The organism is Desulfoluna sp. CYM3A, from assembly GCF_056829965.1.
Genome location: NZ_CP186556.1, coordinates 653085 through 668161, shown reverse-complemented (window position 1 = coordinate 668161; position 15077 = coordinate 653085). Strand labels below are relative to the sequence as shown.

Below are 15077 nucleotides of genomic sequence, written 5' to 3'. Positions count from 1 at the left end.
TTTCCCCTTTCGCCTTTAGCCCTTAGCCTACCCCATTCCCCCGTTTTTCCTATCACCTGTTTTCCCTATAACCAGCGTGCCCCCCTCACCCTCGGCACAATCACACCATTACTCACCACCAACTATTCACCATTCACTACTGACTACTCACCATTCACTATTCATAATACGTATACATCTTCGGATCAAACGCCTCCCTCACCGCCTCTCCCACAAAGGTGACGGTGGTGAGCACCACGGTCAAGGCCACGATGACCGCCCCGGCAATCCACCAGGCATCCATGTTGGCCCAGCCCTGGTTGAGCAGCTCCCCCCAGCTCGGGGTGGGCGCGGGCAGGCCGAAGCCCAGGTAGTCCAGGGAGGTCAGGGCAACGATCCCTCCAGACACGGAGAACGGGGCGTAGGTCACCACCACGGCCAGGGTGTTGGGCAGGATGTGACGAAAAATAATCCGGCTCCGGGAGGCGCCCATGGCCCGGGCGGCCAGGACGTACTCGCGTTCCCGTTCCCGATAGGTCATGGTGCGCATCACCCAGGTCATGCCCATCCAGCTGAACAGGGCCATGAGGATGATGAGGGTCCAGAAGCCCGGGGTCATCACCGAGGCGATAATGATCACCACATACAAAAAGGGCACGTTAGACCAGATCTCAATGAGCCGCTGGACAAAGAGGTCGAAGCGCCCCCCCAGGTATCCCATGAGGCAGCCCACCCCCACTCCGACCCCGTAGGTCACGATAAGGAGCCCCAGGGCAAAAAAGATGGCCGTTCGAAAGCCGTAGACCAGGCGGGCCAGCACATCGCGGCCCACGGTGTCCGTTCCCAGGAGATGCCGCCCTTCGATGGACGGGGCAAAGGGCGGGTAATCCCCCTCCTTGAGGTCGGTCTCCAGGGGGTTCCAGGGAATGGGAGGCATAATCACCCACCCCGTCCCTTCTTCTTCAAGATGCTCTTTCAGCTTCCGATAGTTGGTCTCGTAACTGTAATCCAGGCCAAAGTCGGTGCCCGGCACCATGGCCCCGTAGGTGGGAAACACAAGGCTCCCGTTATAACTCACAACCAGAGCCCGGCTGTTGACCCATAACTCGGCCCCCACGGCCAGCACCAGGAGGATCATCAGGATCACAAAAGACCAGAATCCGCGCTTGATGGAGCGGAATCGTTTGAGCTTTCGTATGGTCAGGGGATTAAGCGCCATCATTCGAAGGTCACCCTTGGGTCGGTTAAGGCCACGCAGATATCCGACAGGATATTGCCGATGAGAAAAAGCAGGGAGGAGATCACCAGCACCCCCAGCACCACGGGATAATCCCGTTCCACCACGGATTCGTAGCCGAGGAGGCCCATGCCGTCAATGTTGAACACCTTTTCAATTAAAAAGGAACCGGTGAGGATCAGGGAAATGTTGCTGCCGAAACTGGTGGCGAGGGGAATGAGGCTGTTGCGAAGCGCGTGGCGGAACACCGCCTTGCGAAAGGGAAGGCCCTTGGCCACGGCCGTGCGCATGTAGTCGGCGGCCAGGTTGTCCATGAGGGTGTTTTTCATGAGCATGGTCATGACGGCAAAGGAGCCCGCCACATAGGAGATCACCGGCAGCACCGTGTGCCACACCACGTCCTTCACCTTTCCCCAGCCATCCAGCTCGTCGTAAAAGTCCCCCACAAAGCCCCCCAGAGGAAAAAACTCCCAGCGCGCCGCAAAAAGAAGGAGAAGCAGCACCCCGATGACCCAGCCGGGAATGGCGTAGCCCGTAAAGACGAGAAGGGAGGAGATGTTGTCGAACCGGCTGTTGTGGCGCACGGCCTTGGCCACCCCCAAAGGGATGCACACCCCGTACACCAGCACCAGGGAGATGAGCCCGAAGTAAAGGGAGATGGGGAGCCGGTCCAGAATCATGGAAAGCACCGGGTCGTAATACCGCGTGGAGGTTCCCAGGTCCCCGGTCACCACCTTGCCCAGCCAGGAGGCATAACTTTGGAGCAGGGGCTTGTCGAACCCGTAGTACCGCTTGAGTTCCTCAATCTGATCCTCGGACAGGGGCTGGCTCTGATCCCCTGTGACCATGCCCGTCTGCTGAGCCCGCGCCTCGGCGATCATCCGCTCCACGGGCCCCCCCGGCACAAAACGGGTCACGGCAAACACCATCACCGTGATGCCGAGAAAGGTGGGGATCACCAACAACAATCGCCTGATAAAGTATGCTTTCATCGATGCCTTTATTAATCGTATTCTATGGTTACCGTAGGGGAAAAGAAGGCCTCCGGCGGCGAGGTGGGCCACCTCGAAAGCTGATTGCCCCTTGCGCTTTGCCCGATACAAAAGCCGGTGGTTTAGACGGACAGGCTCTCACCCATCCAAGCTAAGGGATACGTTATCAGTGACTCCATCGGTTTAACCGGACCTAAAACGGGTGGTATGGCTGACGTCGCCACGGCCTTTAATGTTCTGGAGCGCCGCACTCCCGTGCGGCTTTTTGTCTTCCCGACAGGGCCACGCAGATGCAATATCAGATCATAAGCCCTGTTTACGAGCATCATACGGCCACTCAAAAAAGCAAAGTCGCCACCCCGAACTTACCAGAGAAGCTCCACCTCGCCCCACACCTTGATGTCAAGCCGGTCGTCGGTGCGGCACTCGCCGTCGAGCATCCAGCGGACAGGCCGCCCGAACGGATGGTCACCTGCTCGGCCGGAGCGGAATAGTGCATGGCGTCATGGGGAATGTCGCGGCCAGTCCAGAGCCTGGGAATCTGCCCCACGATCTGCATGGGGGAAAGGGAGCAGGCCATGAAGTGAAAGGCACCCTTGCGCTCATAGGCTCTGGGGGTTGCCCTGCAGCCCATGCTGATGTCCTCCACGGTGCAGCCCAGGATGATGCTGAACTCCGTCTCGGGCAGGGGCTCTCCATCCACCTCTACGATAAGGGGCTCGGGCTTGAACATCTCTTTGGCGTAGCCGGTACCGGCAAGGGTGCTCCCTGCAATCTGGAATCCCATCTTCACCGCCTGCACCGGCCCCTGGCTCGGGGCGTCGTAATAGGCATCCAGGAACCTCACCACCACGGCAGCCCCGGACATGAACCCCAGGTGCCCGTTTGCGCAGAGGACCTGGTTCTTCATGCGGGTCAGGGGGCGGGTTCGAGCCCCCTGACCACCTTGCTCAAAATGGACTCGGGCGTCCCCTTGATGCCCAGGCCGCCCGCCACGGTGTTCATGGTGCCGCCGCGCATCACCACAAAGGAAGGCAGGGGGTTCTCCTTATAGATATCGGCAAAAATGGTCATGGCCATCTGAAGCGAGCCGTCGCCCCCGTTGACCCCCACCACTTTGCACCCCGTCTCCAGGCAGTGCCTGGCCACATCATGGACCGCCTCCACGGATCGGGTCTGGTGAAGGGTGCCGACCCCCTCCAGAATCTTTGCCAGCCGCTCGGCACGCTCGGGTCGTTTTCGGTTCTGCTTGGCGTTGGGATTATGAATGACTGAAATCACGGGTCTCGTTTCCTAAAATTGTATTTAAGGTATAAAAAAAATCGCAATACACGGCTTGAAATGCGAGGTACCTCTGCCCGCGACAAAGGGATGTCGCGTCACGACGCGATGCGTACGGGCTGTCGGGAATGCTTGCTCCGGGATGCCAGAGGGAGGCGGTAGTTTCCTGAATTGACCGCAGAACTTTCGGCCCCGTGCCCAGATCTTTTTTGAACCCCGTTCCACTCCACTTTACATCTCATCAACTGCACTTTTCTTTTACACGGTTAATCGCATATAATCATTAAATAATTTGTAACAAATTTTGTTTTTTCCCTTGACTATTCGACCAAAAATTGTAGTCTTACAAAAGTAAAGTGGATGTAATGTGCACCAAACACCCAAAGGCTTGGCATGAGCGCATTCAGAGGCACCTCGAATCACACGCTGGACCCCAAAGGGAGACTCATCATCCCTTCGCGGTTCCGATCCGTCATCAAGGCGGGACGGGAGGAGTGCGTGATGGTGACAAAACTGGACGGGGCCCTCTACGCCTACACCATGGAAGAGTGGGACATTTTTGAGACCAAGCTGCGCAAAGCCATGGGCAAGCACATGAACAAGATCCGGCGTTTTATCATCGGCAGCGCCCAGGCGTGCCCCCTGGACAAACAGGGGCGTATACAGATCCCCAAAGACCTCCGGGACTATGCCGACATCCGGCCCGAAGGAGAGGTCACCCTCGTGGGCCTGGTAGAACGCTTCGAGATCTGGCAATCAGACAAACTGAAAGACGAGCAGGACGCCATCGAAGAACTGCTCCAAACCGACGAAGCTCGTGACGAGCTGATGGAACTGGGACTTTAGATCCAAATGGATTTCAAACATATATCCGCCATGCCCCGAGAGGTCATGACCGCCCTTGATCCCAAACAGGGCGGCACCTTTGTGGACGGTACCCTGGGCGGGGGGGGCCACTCGGCGCTGATCATCGATCGCATCATGCCGGGGGGCCGGTTCATCGGGATCGACCAGGACATGGACGCCATACAAAACGCCCGGAAACGATTCTCCGACCACGGTGAGAGCGTCACCCTTGTCCACGACAACTTTGCCAACATCGCCGCCATCCTCACGGACCTCGGCGTAAGCGGCGTGGACGGGATCCTGGTGGACATCGGGCTCTCGCAGCACCAGCTTGAAGGCAGCGGCCGAGGATTCAGCTTCATGCGGGACGAGCCCCTGGACATGCGCATGGACGCCCGGGGCGACACCACCGCCGAAGACCTTGTCAACACGCTCCCGGAAAAGGAGCTGGCAGATATCATCTTCAAATACGGGGAAGAGCGTTTCTCCCGGGGTATTGCCAGGGCCATCGTTAAAAAGCGCCAGGCATCGCCCATCACGACCACGGCGGAGCTTGCCGACATCATCCGTTACGCCATGCCGGCCAAGGCGGTTGCCAAGCAGAAGATCCATCCGGCCACCCGAAGTTTCCAGGCCATCCGCATCGCCGTCAACCGCGAGCTGGATCGGCTGGAGCGGTTCATGGATGATTTTCTGGGGCTCCTCAACCCCGGCGGCAGGCTGTGCGTTCTCTCCTTTCACTCCTTGGAGGACCGCATCGTCAAGCAGAAGATGAAGGAGCTGGCCACCGGATGCACCTGCCCGAAACAGTTCCCCATCTGCACCTGTGGAAACGAGCCGAAGGTCAAGCTCCTCACCCGCAAGGCCGTTCGACCCGCCGACGACGAAGTGGCGGACAATCCCATGGCACGCAGCACACGCCTCAGGGCCTGTGAAAAATTGTAACGCTGGGGCAGGATGCTTTACTTGACCGCCCCTGAGCGCACGTTGCCGAGCCCCGGCCTCACCCTCTGACGGACCTGTCCCATGAGCCGAAAAAAGTTTTTGATCTCCCCGGCCATGCAACTGGCCGTCCTGCTGTTTCTTGCGGTGCTGCTGGCGGAAGGGTTCACCTACACCTGGGTACGTAGCAGGTGCCACCTGACCAACCGCTCCATCGCCTCGGAGACGATCCTGAACCAGAAACTGGTCAAGACCCGAAAACGTCTCAAGGTCGAGCTGGCGCACCTGAAATCACCCCGGCAGATCACGGGCAGAGCCCGGAAGGAACTCGGTCTGAAGCGGCCCACCCAGGACCAGATCCTCCGGCTGAAAAGTCCGCAGTAGGCCGTCGGAACCAGCAAACAAGACAAAGCAAGTAAAACGGCCTTGATTCCTTATTTTTCAAGCCCGTCAAAACCATAAGAGGAAACCATGCCCGCACACACCGACACCACCATCAAACGCGTCAAAGCAAGGGGGACCCTGCTCTCCCTTATGTTTGCCGCGGGGTTTCTGGTCATTGCGACACAGGCGGTCTCCCTGCAGGTCCTCAAACAGGGGTGGCTCAGCCGCAAGGCTGAGGTTCGGTTTGCCCGGTCCGACAAGGTCATGGGCAAGCGAGGCACCATCAGCGACCGCAACGGCCGCCCCCTTGCCGTAAGCATTGCGGCCAAGGCCATCGGGGTCTACCCCAGAAAGGCCGCCGCCATCGACAACGTGCCCCAGGCGGCACGGCAGATCGCCTCGGCGCTCAAAATGAGCCGCAAAGAGGTGGAGCGCGCCCTGCGGCACCCGAAGTACAACTGGATCAAGCGCCCCGTCTCCCCTGAAATGGGCGCGGCTGTCGCCGCCCTCAAGATTCCCGGAGTAGAGGTCCACCCGTTCCACAAGCGGGTCTACCCCAGCATGGAGTTGGCAGGCCAGCTCATCGGCGCCTCCAAGATCGATGACATCGGCGGGCGAAACGGGCTGGAGTACCGGTACAACGACATCTTAAGCCCCACCACCGCCAACCGCACGGTTAAGTGGGACGGCACGGGCAAACCCGTGGATATCGAGTCGGCCCCCATCGAAAAGATCAGCGGGAGCAACCTGGTCCTCACCATCGACGCCAACATCCAGGACATTGCCGAATCCGCCCTGAGGGACGCGGCCGTCACCCACAAGGCCTCCTCGGGCATGGCCGTGGTGATGCGACCCAAAACCGGCGAGATCCTGGCCATGGCCAACTACCCGGGCTTCAACCCCAACAACTTCGGCGCCTTCAGCGGGGAGACCCGGAGCAACCGCGCCGTATCTGCAGATTTTGAACCCGGATCCACCATGAAGGTCTTTGTGGTGGCCGCGGCCCTGGACTCGGGCAAAGTGAAGCGCTCCAGCATTTTTTACTGCGAGAACGGGGCCTATGATATCGGCGGGTTCACCTTCCACGACACCCACGAGTACGAATGGCTCAGCCTTGAGCAGGTGATCAAATTCTCCAGCAACATCGCCGTGGTGAAGATCTCCGAGATCATCGGCAAAAACGCCCTGTACACGGCGTTGAAAGACTTTGGCTTCGGCCAGAAGAGCGGCATCAACCTCAACGGGGAGTCCCGTGGCATCCTCACCAACGCCTCCAACTGGAACCGGGTCGAGACCGGGGCCGTGGCCTTTGGCCAGGGGGTTTCGGTGACCGCCGTCCAGCTGGCCACTGCCTACTCTGCCCTGGCCAACGACGGCATGCTGGTGAAGCCCTGGATCGTCAAGGAGGTTGTCTCCCCCAACGGTGAAAGAGAGAAGGCCTTTTCATCCCCGGGCCAGAAACGGATCATCACCCCGGAGACCGCCCGGTTCGTGAAAAAAATCATGGCCTCGGTCACCGAAGAGGGTGGCACCGGGGTCAAGGCGGCCCTCACCGGCTACACGGTGTGCGGAAAAACCGGCACTGCCCAGAAAATCGGGCCGGACAAGCGCTATTTCAAAGACCGGTACATCGCCTCCTTTGCGGGCTTTGTCCCCATGAAGAACCCTGAACTGAGCATTGTGGTCGTCCTGGACGACCCGAGAAGCGGCGGGTACTACGGCTCCACCGTGGCCGGCCCCGCCTTTCGAGAAATTGCATACAAAACCCTGGACTACCTGCATGTTGCCCCGGAAACCGAATCCATTCCGGAGAAACTGCTTCTGGCCTTGAAGAGCGAGGAGAAGAAGTGACATTATCCTGCCTCACACATAATATAGGAGACCTGCTGGCAGCCCCGCTGCCCGAGGCGGACCCGTTGGTATCCGCCGTTCAGTACGACTCCCGAAAAGTAACCGAAGGCGCCCTGTTCGTGGCTGTCCCCGGAGAGGCGGTGGACGGCCACCGCTACATTCCGGAAGCCATTGAGCGCGGGGCCGTGGCCGTCCTCGGAGAGCTTCCCCACGACGACCTTTCCGTCCCCTACATCCAGGTCACCGACTCGCGCAAGGCCCTTGCGCTGATCTCGGCAACCTTTTACGAGAACCCGGCCGACAGGCTCACCCTCGTTTCGGTCACCGGCACCAACGGCAAAACCACCGTGGCTTATATTATGGAGAGCATCTTTGCTGCCGCAGGCCACTCCGCAGGGGTCATGGGCACCATCAGCACCCGGTTCTGCGGAAAAGAAGAAGCCAGCGCCATGACCACTCCCGAGTCCCGGGACATTCAGGACACCCTGGCCCGCATGGCGGCAGCCGGGGTCACCCACGCGGTGATGGAGGTCTCCTCCCACGCCCTGGCCCTGGACCGCGTGGCCGGATGCGCCTTTGACGCGGCCATCTTCACCAACCTCACCCAGGACCACCTGGATTACCACGGCACCATGGAGGTCTACGGCGAGGCCAAGCGCCAGCTCTTCGAAGGGCACCGGAAAAAGGGCGGCGCCGCTGTCATCAACATGGCCAACGAGCACGGACGCCACCTGGCCGAGACCCTCTCAGGCAAGGTCTTCCCTGTGGGAGGCGACACAAGTTTCTCTGCCGACCGCATCGAGGTGGCCATCGACGGCATCAAAGGCGAGTTCGTCACCTCCGAGGGGCGCACACCCTTTGCCTCTGGGGCCACGGGCCGCTACAACCTGGAGAACATTCTCTGTGCCGCAGGGGCCGCCCTTTCCGTAGGTATCCCCATGGACGCCGTGGTGCGGGGGGTTGCCGCCTTCAAGGTGCCGGGACGCCTGGAGCGCGTGGACACCCCCTGCGGACGTCACCTCTTTGTGGATTACGCCCACACCCCGGACGCCCTTGAAAATGTCCTGTCCACCCTCCGGCACCTCGTGCCGGGACGGCTCATCTGCGTACTGGGATGCGGCGGGGACCGGGACCGCACCAAGCGCCCCCTGATGGCGGGCATCGGCGCGGCATACAGCGATCTTGCCGTCCTCACCTCGGACAATCCCCGGAGTGAAGCACCCGAAAAAATTATCGAAGACATGGTTCCGGGTATAGACGGGGAAACAAGTTTCAGGTATGAACCTGAGCGTCTCTCAAAGGATTTTTCCCGAAAAGGGTACGTGGTGGTTGTCGATCGCCGCGAGGCCATCGGCCTGGCCGTGGCGTCGGCCCGACCCGGAGACACCGTGCTGGTGGCGGGCAAAGGCCATGAGACCTACCAGATCATCGGCGGCAAGCGACTCGATTTTGACGACAGGAAGGAGGTTCTGAAGGCGGTTGAAGACAGAAGATAGGTCATACCCGATGCCCTGGAGCACGGGGGATGTCCTGGCGGCCACCGGAGGTGAACTGGCCTTCGGAGACCCGGACGCCACCCATGCGACCGTCTCCACAGACACCCGATCCATCGGTAATAACAGTATTTTTGTCGCCCTCAAAGGCGAATCCTTCGACGGACACCGGTACATCGGCGTGGCCGTGGACAAAGGCGCCAGCTGCATCGTGGCCGCCTCAGCCGCCATGGAAGGGGTGGAGACCGGAGGCTGGAAAGCCGCCGGTGTGTCCCTGGTCCTGGTGGACGATACCCTCGCCGCCCTGGGCCGCCTCGGCCGGTTCAACCGTGGCCGAAGCCATGTCCGCCTCATCGCCATCACAGGCTCCAACGGCAAGACCACCACACGGGCCCTCACAGCCTCGGTCCTGGCGGTTCGCCATGCTGTCCACGCCACCCGCGGCAACTTCAACAACGAAGTGGGCCTGCCCACAACCCTGTTGCGCCTTGCCCCCGAGCACCGCTGGTCGGTGGTGGAGCTTGGCATGAACGCCCCCGGGGAGATGACCCGCCTGGGCCACATCTGCCGGGCCGACATCGCCGTCATCACCTGCATCGGGGAGGCTCACCTGGAAGGGCTGGGCACCGTGGAGCAGGTGGCCGAGGCCAAGGCCGAGCTCCTGGACACCCTGGAAAGCGACGCCGTGGTGATCCTCAACGGGGACGACCCGCACTTAAGAAAGCTCGCTTCAGACCGCGGGCTCTCTCCCGTCTGGTACGGTTTCTGTGAAGACGCCCATGTCCGGGCCGAGGAGATCACCTGGGAGGAAGGCCTCCAGCGCTTCACCCTCTGCCACAACAGAGAGAGGGTCCGGGCCGCCATTCCCCTGGCCGGGACCTTTATGGTACAAAACGCCCTGGCGGCGGCAGCCGCCGGAATCCAGGCGGGGCTTTCTCTCACCGAGATCGCCCGGGGCCTTGAGGCAGCCACCTTTGAACCGGGCCGTCTCACCATCCGGGAGACCCAAACGGGCATCCACGTCATCGACGATACATACAACGCCAACCCCCTCTCCATGGGGGCGGCCCTCACCACCCTCTCCCGCCTCAAGGAAGGCCACCGGGCCCTGGCGGTTCTGGGAGACATGCGCGAGCTCGGTAAGGGAGCCCCGGGCTTCCACCGCGAGCTGGGCAGAAAAGCCGCGGAGTCGGGAGTGGCAGGCCTTTACGCCTGCGGCGACTTCGCAGGGGAGATCAGGCTGGGCGCCCTGGAGGCAGGGCTTTCGGACCATTGTATTTACACAGGCACGAAAGAGGCGCTCCTGGAGCGCATCTTACACGATATCCACACAGGAGACTGGGTCCTTGTCAAAGGATCCCGCTCCATGGGCATGGAACAGATCGTCACCGATCTGCTGTGCAGGTAGCAGGACGTTATGATTTACAACCTTCTTTATGGTCTTTATGGGGACATCTCGTTTTTCAACCTGTTCCGATACATCACCTTTCGAACCATTTACGGCACCATCACGGCCTTTCTCATCTGCTTTCTCATGGGCCCCTGGCTCATCAACAAGCTCCGGAGGCTCCAGATCGGACAGTACATCCGGGAGTGCGGCCCGGAAAGCCACCTGGGCAAGGCCGGCACCCCCACCATGGGCGGGGTGATGATCCTTCTGGCCATCATCGGCTCCTCCCTGCTCTGGGCGGACATCAAGAACCCGTATGTCTGGATCGTCCTGCTGGCAGCCGCCGGCTTCGGTCTCATCGGGTTTACCGACGACTACCTGATGCAGATCAAAAAGCGCAGCAAGGGCCTCTCCGCCCGGGGGAAATTCACCCTCCAGGCCCTTCTGGCCCTTCTCATCGGGTGGCTGGTCTACAGCTCTCCGGGTTTTTCCACCACGGTGACGGTGCCTTTCCTTAAAAACGTACAGCCGGACCTGGGCTTCGGATACATCTTCTTTGCCGCCTTTGTCATCGTGGGGTGCTCCAACGCCGTAAACCTCACAGACGGCTTAGACGGCCTGGCCACCGGTCCCATGATCATCGCCAGCATCACCTACATGGTCTTTGCCTATGTCTCGGGCCATGCAGGGATTGCCGAGTATCTCCAGATCCCCTTTATCAAGAACGGCGGGGAGATGGCCGTCCTCTGCGGTGCCACAGCCGGTGCCGGGGTGGGCTTTCTCTGGTTCAACTCCTACCCGGCCCAGATTTTCATGGGGGACACGGGCTCCCTGCCCCTGGGGGCTATCCTCGGGACCATCGCCGTCATCACCAAGCAGGAGATCCTGCTGGTCATCGTGGGGGGGCTCTTTGTGATGGAGGCCCTCTCCGTTATCATCCAGGTCACCTACTTCAAGCTGACGGGGGGCCAGCGGATTTTCCGCATGGCACCGCTTCACCACCATTTTGAGCTCAAGGGCTGGCAGGAACCCAAGGTCATCGTCCGGTTCTGGATCATTTCCGCCATGCTGGCCCTTCTGGCCGTCAGCACGCTCAAGATTCGATAGGAGTCACCATGAAGCTTTCCGGTAAACACATCGTTGTGGTGGGTCTGGCCCGTTCCGGGGCCTCCATCGCCCGCTTCCTCACAGAACGCGGGGCCAGCGTCGTCATCAGCGACGCCAAGTCCAGGGAAGCCCTGGGCGACCTGCCTGCAGCCATGGAGGCCGAGGGGATTGCCCTGGACCTGTCAGGGCACACGCCCCATCTCTTTGAATCCGCGGACCTGGTGGTGTTGAGCCCCGGCGTGCCCCACACCATCGCCCCCATCAAGCGGGCCCGTGAGATGGGCGTCTCCGTGGTGGGAGAGATCGAACTGGCCTCCCGATTCATTGAGGCCCCCATGCTGGCCGTCACCGGCACCAACGGCAAAACCACCACCACGGCCCTGCTGGGCGAGATGCTCGCCGCCTCGGGAAAGAAGGTGTTCACCGGGGGCAACATCGGCACACCCCTCACCGAGTACTTACGGAAAGACGACCCCGCCGAGGTGGTGGTGGTGGAGGTGAGCAGCTTCCAGCTCGACACCATCGAAAGCTTCAGACCCCATGTGTCGGTGCTCCTCAACATCACCGACGACCACCTGGACCGCTACCCAGACTTTGACGCATACAAGCGCTCCAAGGGGCGCGTCTTTGAAAACCAGCAGCAGGACGACGTGGCCATCCTCAACACCGCCGACGACCATGTGGCCGATATCGGACGGATCCTGCAGAACCGCAAGCTCACCATCGGCGGAAGCGGCCCCAATGCCGCGGCCGTCACACGGAATCAGGTGACCATCCGCACCCCGGGGCTCCCTGAGGTCAAGATCGACCTGTCGAAATCGTCCCTGGTGGGCGCGCACAACCGCCAGAACATTGCCGCAGCGGCCCTGGCCGCCCTGTCGGCCGGTGCCACCCCCGAAGGGTCAGGAGGCCGTGGACAATTTCCAGGGCCTGCCCCACCGCATCGAGTACGTGGACACCGTCTCCGGGGTCAAGTTTTACAACGACTCCAAGGCCACCAACATCGATGCCGTGGAAAAAGCGGTCACCGGCTTTGACGACCCCATCGTGGTTATCATGGGGGGACGCCACAAGGGAGGCCATTTCTCCGCCCTGTCCGGCGCCCTGAAGAAAAAGGCCCGGGCCATCGTGGCCATCGGCGAGTCAAAAAAAAAAATCGTTTCCGACCTGGCCCCCTGCATCAAAACGGTTGAGGCCGGGGACTTGGACGATGCGGTGAGCAAAGCCTTTTCCAAGGCCCGGAGCGGGGACGCGGTGGTCCTCTCCCCGGCCTGCTCCAGCTTTGATATGTTTACCAACTACAACGAACGGGGCGACAAGTTCCGCGAATCGGTCCACCGACTGAAAGCACAACATGGCTAACGATAAGGAAACAAGGCATTACGGTCTCTACGACCCCTGGCTTTTCTACACCACGTTTACCCTGGTGGGGCTGGGCCTGCTGATGATTTTCAGCGCCACGGCCCAGAGCAGCAACGGACTGTTCTACCTCAGGCGCCAGGTTCTCTTTGTGATAAGCACCAATGTTAATGCGTGTGCCAGTCGAATTCCTTACCGATGCTGGAAAAAAATTGCCGTTCCGTTTATGTTAGTCACCTTGGGCCTGGTCATTGCCACCCTGTTCCCGGTGATCGGCCACAAAATCAAAGGGGCCTCCCGCTGGATACGCATCGGCGGGTTTTCCATACAGCCCACGGAATTTCTCAAGGTTGCCCTGGTGATGCTCCTGGCCGCCTCCCTGAGTAAAAAGGGCGAAAAGGTCCGCCAGTTTGAGATCGGGGTCCTCCCCCACCTCATGCTCCTGGGGGCCATTGCCCTCATCGTGAACTTCCAGCCGGACTTCGGCACCGTGGTGGTCCTCTGCGCCGTCACCTGGATCATGCTTTTTCTGGGAGGCGCCCGGCTCCTGCACATCGTGGCCCCCCTGGTGCCGCTGGCCATTGTCCTGACGCTCTTTGTCACGGGGGAAGGCTACCGCATGGCGCGCATCAAGGCCTTCATGGACCCCTGGGCCGTGGAGAAAAACGGGGGCTACCAGGTAACCCGGTCCCTCATGGCGTACGGCTCTGGAGGCATCACCGGTAAAGGGCTCTCCAACAGCGAGCTTAAGCTCAAGCACCTGCCGGAGTGCCACACCGATTTCATCTTCCCCATCCTGGGGGAAGAGCTGGGCCTCATCGGGGTCCTTTCCGCCCTGGGTATCTACGTGCTGCTGTTGACCCGGGGCTTCCTGGCAGCCATGCGCTGCCCGGACATGTTTGGCTGCCTGCTGGCCGTGGGAATCTGCGCGGTCATCGGGCTACAGATTATCATCAATCTTGCGGTGACCATGGGCATGCTCCCCCCCACGGGACTCACCCTTCCCCTCATGAGTTACGGGGGAAGTTCACTGCTTTGCACCATGACGGGCATCGGTATCATCATGAACGTGGCCCGGGAGGAACCGCATGCTCGCTAAAAAAGAGTGCCGCCTCGTGGTGGCCGGAGGGGGCACCGGCGGCCACCTGTTCCCAGGCATTGCCATTGCCAAGGCCTTCTGCCGGAAAAAGCCCGGCACCAGGGTGCTGTTCATCGGCACGGACAAGGCCTTTGAAAAAAAATGCGTCACCCGGGAGGGATTTCACCATACTGCGGCAGGGGCCTCGGGCATCAAGGGCCTGGGTCTGAAGAAAAAACTGGCCGCCGCCGTCAAGCTGCCCCTGTCCGTTGTCGGCTGCATGATCAAGTTGATCCGCTTTCGTGCCGATGCGGTGGTGGGAGTGGGAGGCTTCTCCTCCGGTCCGGTGATCCTGGCCGCATGGCTCCTGCGCCGCCCGGTGGTGCTTCACGAACAGAACTCGGTGCCCGGCATCGCCAACAGGCTGTCGGCCCGGTTTGCAAAGAAAATATACCTGACTTTCCCGGGAAGCGCGGCGTGGTTCCCGGAAGAAAAGTGCGTCCTCTCCGGCAACCCGGTGCGAGAAGAGATCCTCGGCATTGAGCCCTCCCAAAGGGACACCGCATCCCCCACCCTTCTGGTGGTGGGCGGATCCCAGGGCGCCGTGGCCCTTAACCGGGCCGTCACCGAGGCCCTGCCCCGGCTCAAGGCCCTGGGGCTCACCGTCATCCATCAATGCGGCGACGCCGATGTGGAGCGGGTGAAAACCTGTTATGCCGAGGCCGGTGTCAACGGAGAGGTCCTGGCCTTCATCGACAACATGTCCGGGGCCTATGCCCGGGCCGACCTGGTCCTCTGCCGGGCCGGGGCCACCACCCTGGCGGAGCTGACGGCCATTGGAAAAGGCGCCGTGCTCGTGCCCTTCCCCCACGCCACGGACAACCATCAGGAGATCAACGCCAGGTACCTTGAAGACAACGGCGCGGCCCGCATAATCCTGGAAGCGGACCTCACCGGAAACGGGCTGGCCGATCTCCTTGAAGAGCTGCTGGACAACCCGGAGGCCCTTGGGGCCATGGATCAAAACGCAAAAACGCTGGGGCGTCCCGATGCCTCGCAACACGTGGCCGAGGGCATCCTCGACCTCACAAAAAAAACGACCTGACCCCCATCATCTGAGTACAACGGGGCAAACCAT

Annotated in this window: 15 protein-coding genes; 11 read left to right on the top strand and 4 right to left on the bottom strand. The window is 60.9% G+C overall.

Annotated features, from left to right (window positions below; all coding sequences use genetic code 11):
* Positions 1-157: 157 nt before the first annotated feature.
* The 4 genes from ACOYW1_RS03510 to ACOYW1_RS03495 all read right to left on the bottom strand — a co-directional run bounded on the left by ACOYW1_RS03510 (position 158) and on the right by ACOYW1_RS03495 (position 3489).
* Positions 158-1201, bottom strand: a complete 1044-nt coding sequence (locus ACOYW1_RS03510; RefSeq protein ID WP_482421676.1) for an ABC transporter permease — start codon at positions 1199-1201, stop codon at positions 158-160.
* Positions 1198-2208, bottom strand: a complete 1011-nt coding sequence (locus tag ACOYW1_RS03505) for an ABC transporter permease subunit (protein ID WP_180136693.1) — start codon at positions 2206-2208, stop codon at positions 1198-1200. The genes ACOYW1_RS03510 and ACOYW1_RS03505 overlap by 4 nt, the downstream gene beginning before the upstream one ends.
* Positions 2209-2545: 337 nt before the next feature.
* Positions 2546-3118 carry a hypothetical protein gene (locus ACOYW1_RS03500; RefSeq protein WP_482421675.1) on the bottom strand — a complete coding sequence of 191 codons (573 nt, stop codon included), beginning with the start codon at positions 3116-3118 and terminating at the stop codon, positions 2546-2548.
* A gap of 5 nt (positions 3119-3123) precedes the next feature.
* Positions 3124-3489, bottom strand: coding sequence for a diacylglycerol kinase family protein (locus ACOYW1_RS03495; RefSeq protein ID WP_482421674.1), 366 nt, complete (start codon positions 3487-3489; stop codon positions 3124-3126).
* Between the two features lie 393 nt (positions 3490-3882).
* Here ACOYW1_RS03495 and mraZ point away from each other — a divergent pair, with 393 nt between their 5' ends.
* The 11 genes from mraZ (at position 3883) to murG (ending at position 15044) form a co-directional block, all read left to right on the top strand.
* Positions 3883-4335, top strand: a complete 453-nt coding sequence (gene mraZ, locus ACOYW1_RS03490) for a division/cell wall cluster transcriptional repressor MraZ (RefSeq protein ID WP_482421673.1) — start codon at positions 3883-3885, stop codon at positions 4333-4335.
* 6 nt (positions 4336-4341) lie between these two features.
* Entirely contained in the window at positions 4342-5280 is a 939-nt protein-coding gene (gene rsmH, locus ACOYW1_RS03485) for a 16S rRNA (cytosine(1402)-N(4))-methyltransferase RsmH (protein ID WP_482421672.1), read from the top strand.
* A gap of 81 nt (positions 5281-5361) precedes the next feature.
* Complete coding sequence (locus tag ACOYW1_RS03480; protein WP_482415209.1) at positions 5362-5661, top strand: hypothetical protein; 300 nt, start codon at positions 5362-5364, stop codon at positions 5659-5661.
* A gap of 87 nt (positions 5662-5748) precedes the next feature.
* Complete coding sequence (locus ACOYW1_RS03475) at positions 5749-7512, top strand: peptidoglycan D,D-transpeptidase FtsI family protein (protein ID WP_482421671.1); 1764 nt, start codon at positions 5749-5751, stop codon at positions 7510-7512.
* Positions 7509-9008 carry a UDP-N-acetylmuramoyl-L-alanyl-D-glutamate--2,6-diaminopimelate ligase gene (locus ACOYW1_RS03470; RefSeq protein ID WP_482421670.1) on the top strand — a complete coding sequence of 500 codons (1500 nt, stop codon included), beginning with the start codon at positions 7509-7511 and terminating at the stop codon, positions 9006-9008. Before ACOYW1_RS03475 ends, ACOYW1_RS03470 begins: the two co-directional genes overlap by 4 nt.
* A 10-nt stretch (positions 9009-9018) precedes the next feature.
* Entirely contained in the window at positions 9019-10413 is a 1395-nt protein-coding gene (locus ACOYW1_RS03465) for a UDP-N-acetylmuramoyl-tripeptide--D-alanyl-D-alanine ligase (RefSeq protein WP_482421669.1), read from the top strand.
* Positions 10414-10422: 9 nt separating this feature from the next.
* Entirely contained in the window at positions 10423-11502 is a 1080-nt protein-coding gene (mraY, locus tag ACOYW1_RS03460) for a phospho-N-acetylmuramoyl-pentapeptide-transferase (protein WP_482415205.1), read from the top strand.
* An 8-nt stretch (positions 11503-11510) separates the two neighbouring features.
* Positions 11511-12539 carry a UDP-N-acetylmuramoyl-L-alanine--D-glutamate ligase gene (gene murD, locus ACOYW1_RS03455; protein WP_482421668.1) on the top strand — a complete coding sequence of 343 codons (1029 nt, stop codon included), beginning with the start codon at positions 11511-11513 and terminating at the stop codon, positions 12537-12539.
* A complete protein-coding gene (locus ACOYW1_RS03450) occupies positions 12454-12864 on the top strand; it encodes a glutamate ligase domain-containing protein (protein WP_482423648.1) in 411 nt (136 codons plus the stop codon). The genes murD and ACOYW1_RS03450 overlap by 86 nt, the downstream gene beginning before the upstream one ends.
* The gene (gene ftsW / locus ACOYW1_RS03445; RefSeq protein WP_482421667.1) at positions 12857-13960 is read left to right on the top strand and encodes a putative lipid II flippase FtsW; all 1104 of its coding nucleotides are present in this window, start codon (positions 12857-12859) and stop codon (positions 13958-13960) included. The genes ACOYW1_RS03450 and ftsW overlap by 8 nt, the downstream gene beginning before the upstream one ends.
* On the top strand, positions 13950-15044 hold the full coding sequence (gene murG, locus ACOYW1_RS03440) for an undecaprenyldiphospho-muramoylpentapeptide beta-N-acetylglucosaminyltransferase (protein ID WP_482421666.1): 1095 nt from the start codon (positions 13950-13952) through the stop codon (positions 15042-15044). The genes ftsW and murG overlap by 11 nt, the downstream gene beginning before the upstream one ends.
* Positions 15045-15077: the final 33 nt, after the last annotated feature.

Excerpts from the sequence above, each read along its gene's own strand:
- rsmH (WP_482421672.1), top strand. The coding sequence starts at position 4,342 with ATGGATTTCAAACATATATCCGCCATGCCCCGAGAGGTCATGACCGCC.
- mraY (WP_482415205.1), top strand. The coding sequence starts at position 10,423 with ATGATTTACAACCTTCTTTATGGTCTTTATGGGGACATCTCGTTTTTC.
- ACOYW1_RS03480 (WP_482415209.1), top strand. The coding sequence starts at position 5,362 with ATGAGCCGAAAAAAGTTTTTGATCTCCCCGGCCATGCAACTGGCCGTC.
- murG (WP_482421666.1), top strand. The coding sequence starts at position 13,950 with ATGCTCGCTAAAAAAGAGTGCCGCCTCGTGGTGGCCGGAGGGGGCACC.
- ACOYW1_RS03505 (WP_180136693.1), bottom strand. The coding sequence starts at position 2,208 with ATGAAAGCATACTTTATCAGGCGATTGTTGTTGGTGATCCCCACCTTT.
- ftsW (WP_482421667.1), top strand. The coding sequence starts at position 12,857 with ATGGCTAACGATAAGGAAACAAGGCATTACGGTCTCTACGACCCCTGG.
- ACOYW1_RS03500 (WP_482421675.1), bottom strand. The coding sequence starts at position 3,118 with ATGAAGAACCAGGTCCTCTGCGCAAACGGGCACCTGGGGTTCATGTCC.
- mraZ (WP_482421673.1), top strand. The coding sequence starts at position 3,883 with ATGAGCGCATTCAGAGGCACCTCGAATCACACGCTGGACCCCAAAGGG.
- ACOYW1_RS03510 (WP_482421676.1), bottom strand. The coding sequence starts at position 1,201 with ATGATGGCGCTTAATCCCCTGACCATACGAAAGCTCAAACGATTCCGC.
- ACOYW1_RS03465 (WP_482421669.1), top strand. The coding sequence starts at position 9,019 with ATGCCCTGGAGCACGGGGGATGTCCTGGCGGCCACCGGAGGTGAACTG.
- ACOYW1_RS03475 (WP_482421671.1), top strand. The coding sequence starts at position 5,749 with ATGCCCGCACACACCGACACCACCATCAAACGCGTCAAAGCAAGGGGG.
- murD (WP_482421668.1), top strand. The coding sequence starts at position 11,511 with ATGAAGCTTTCCGGTAAACACATCGTTGTGGTGGGTCTGGCCCGTTCC.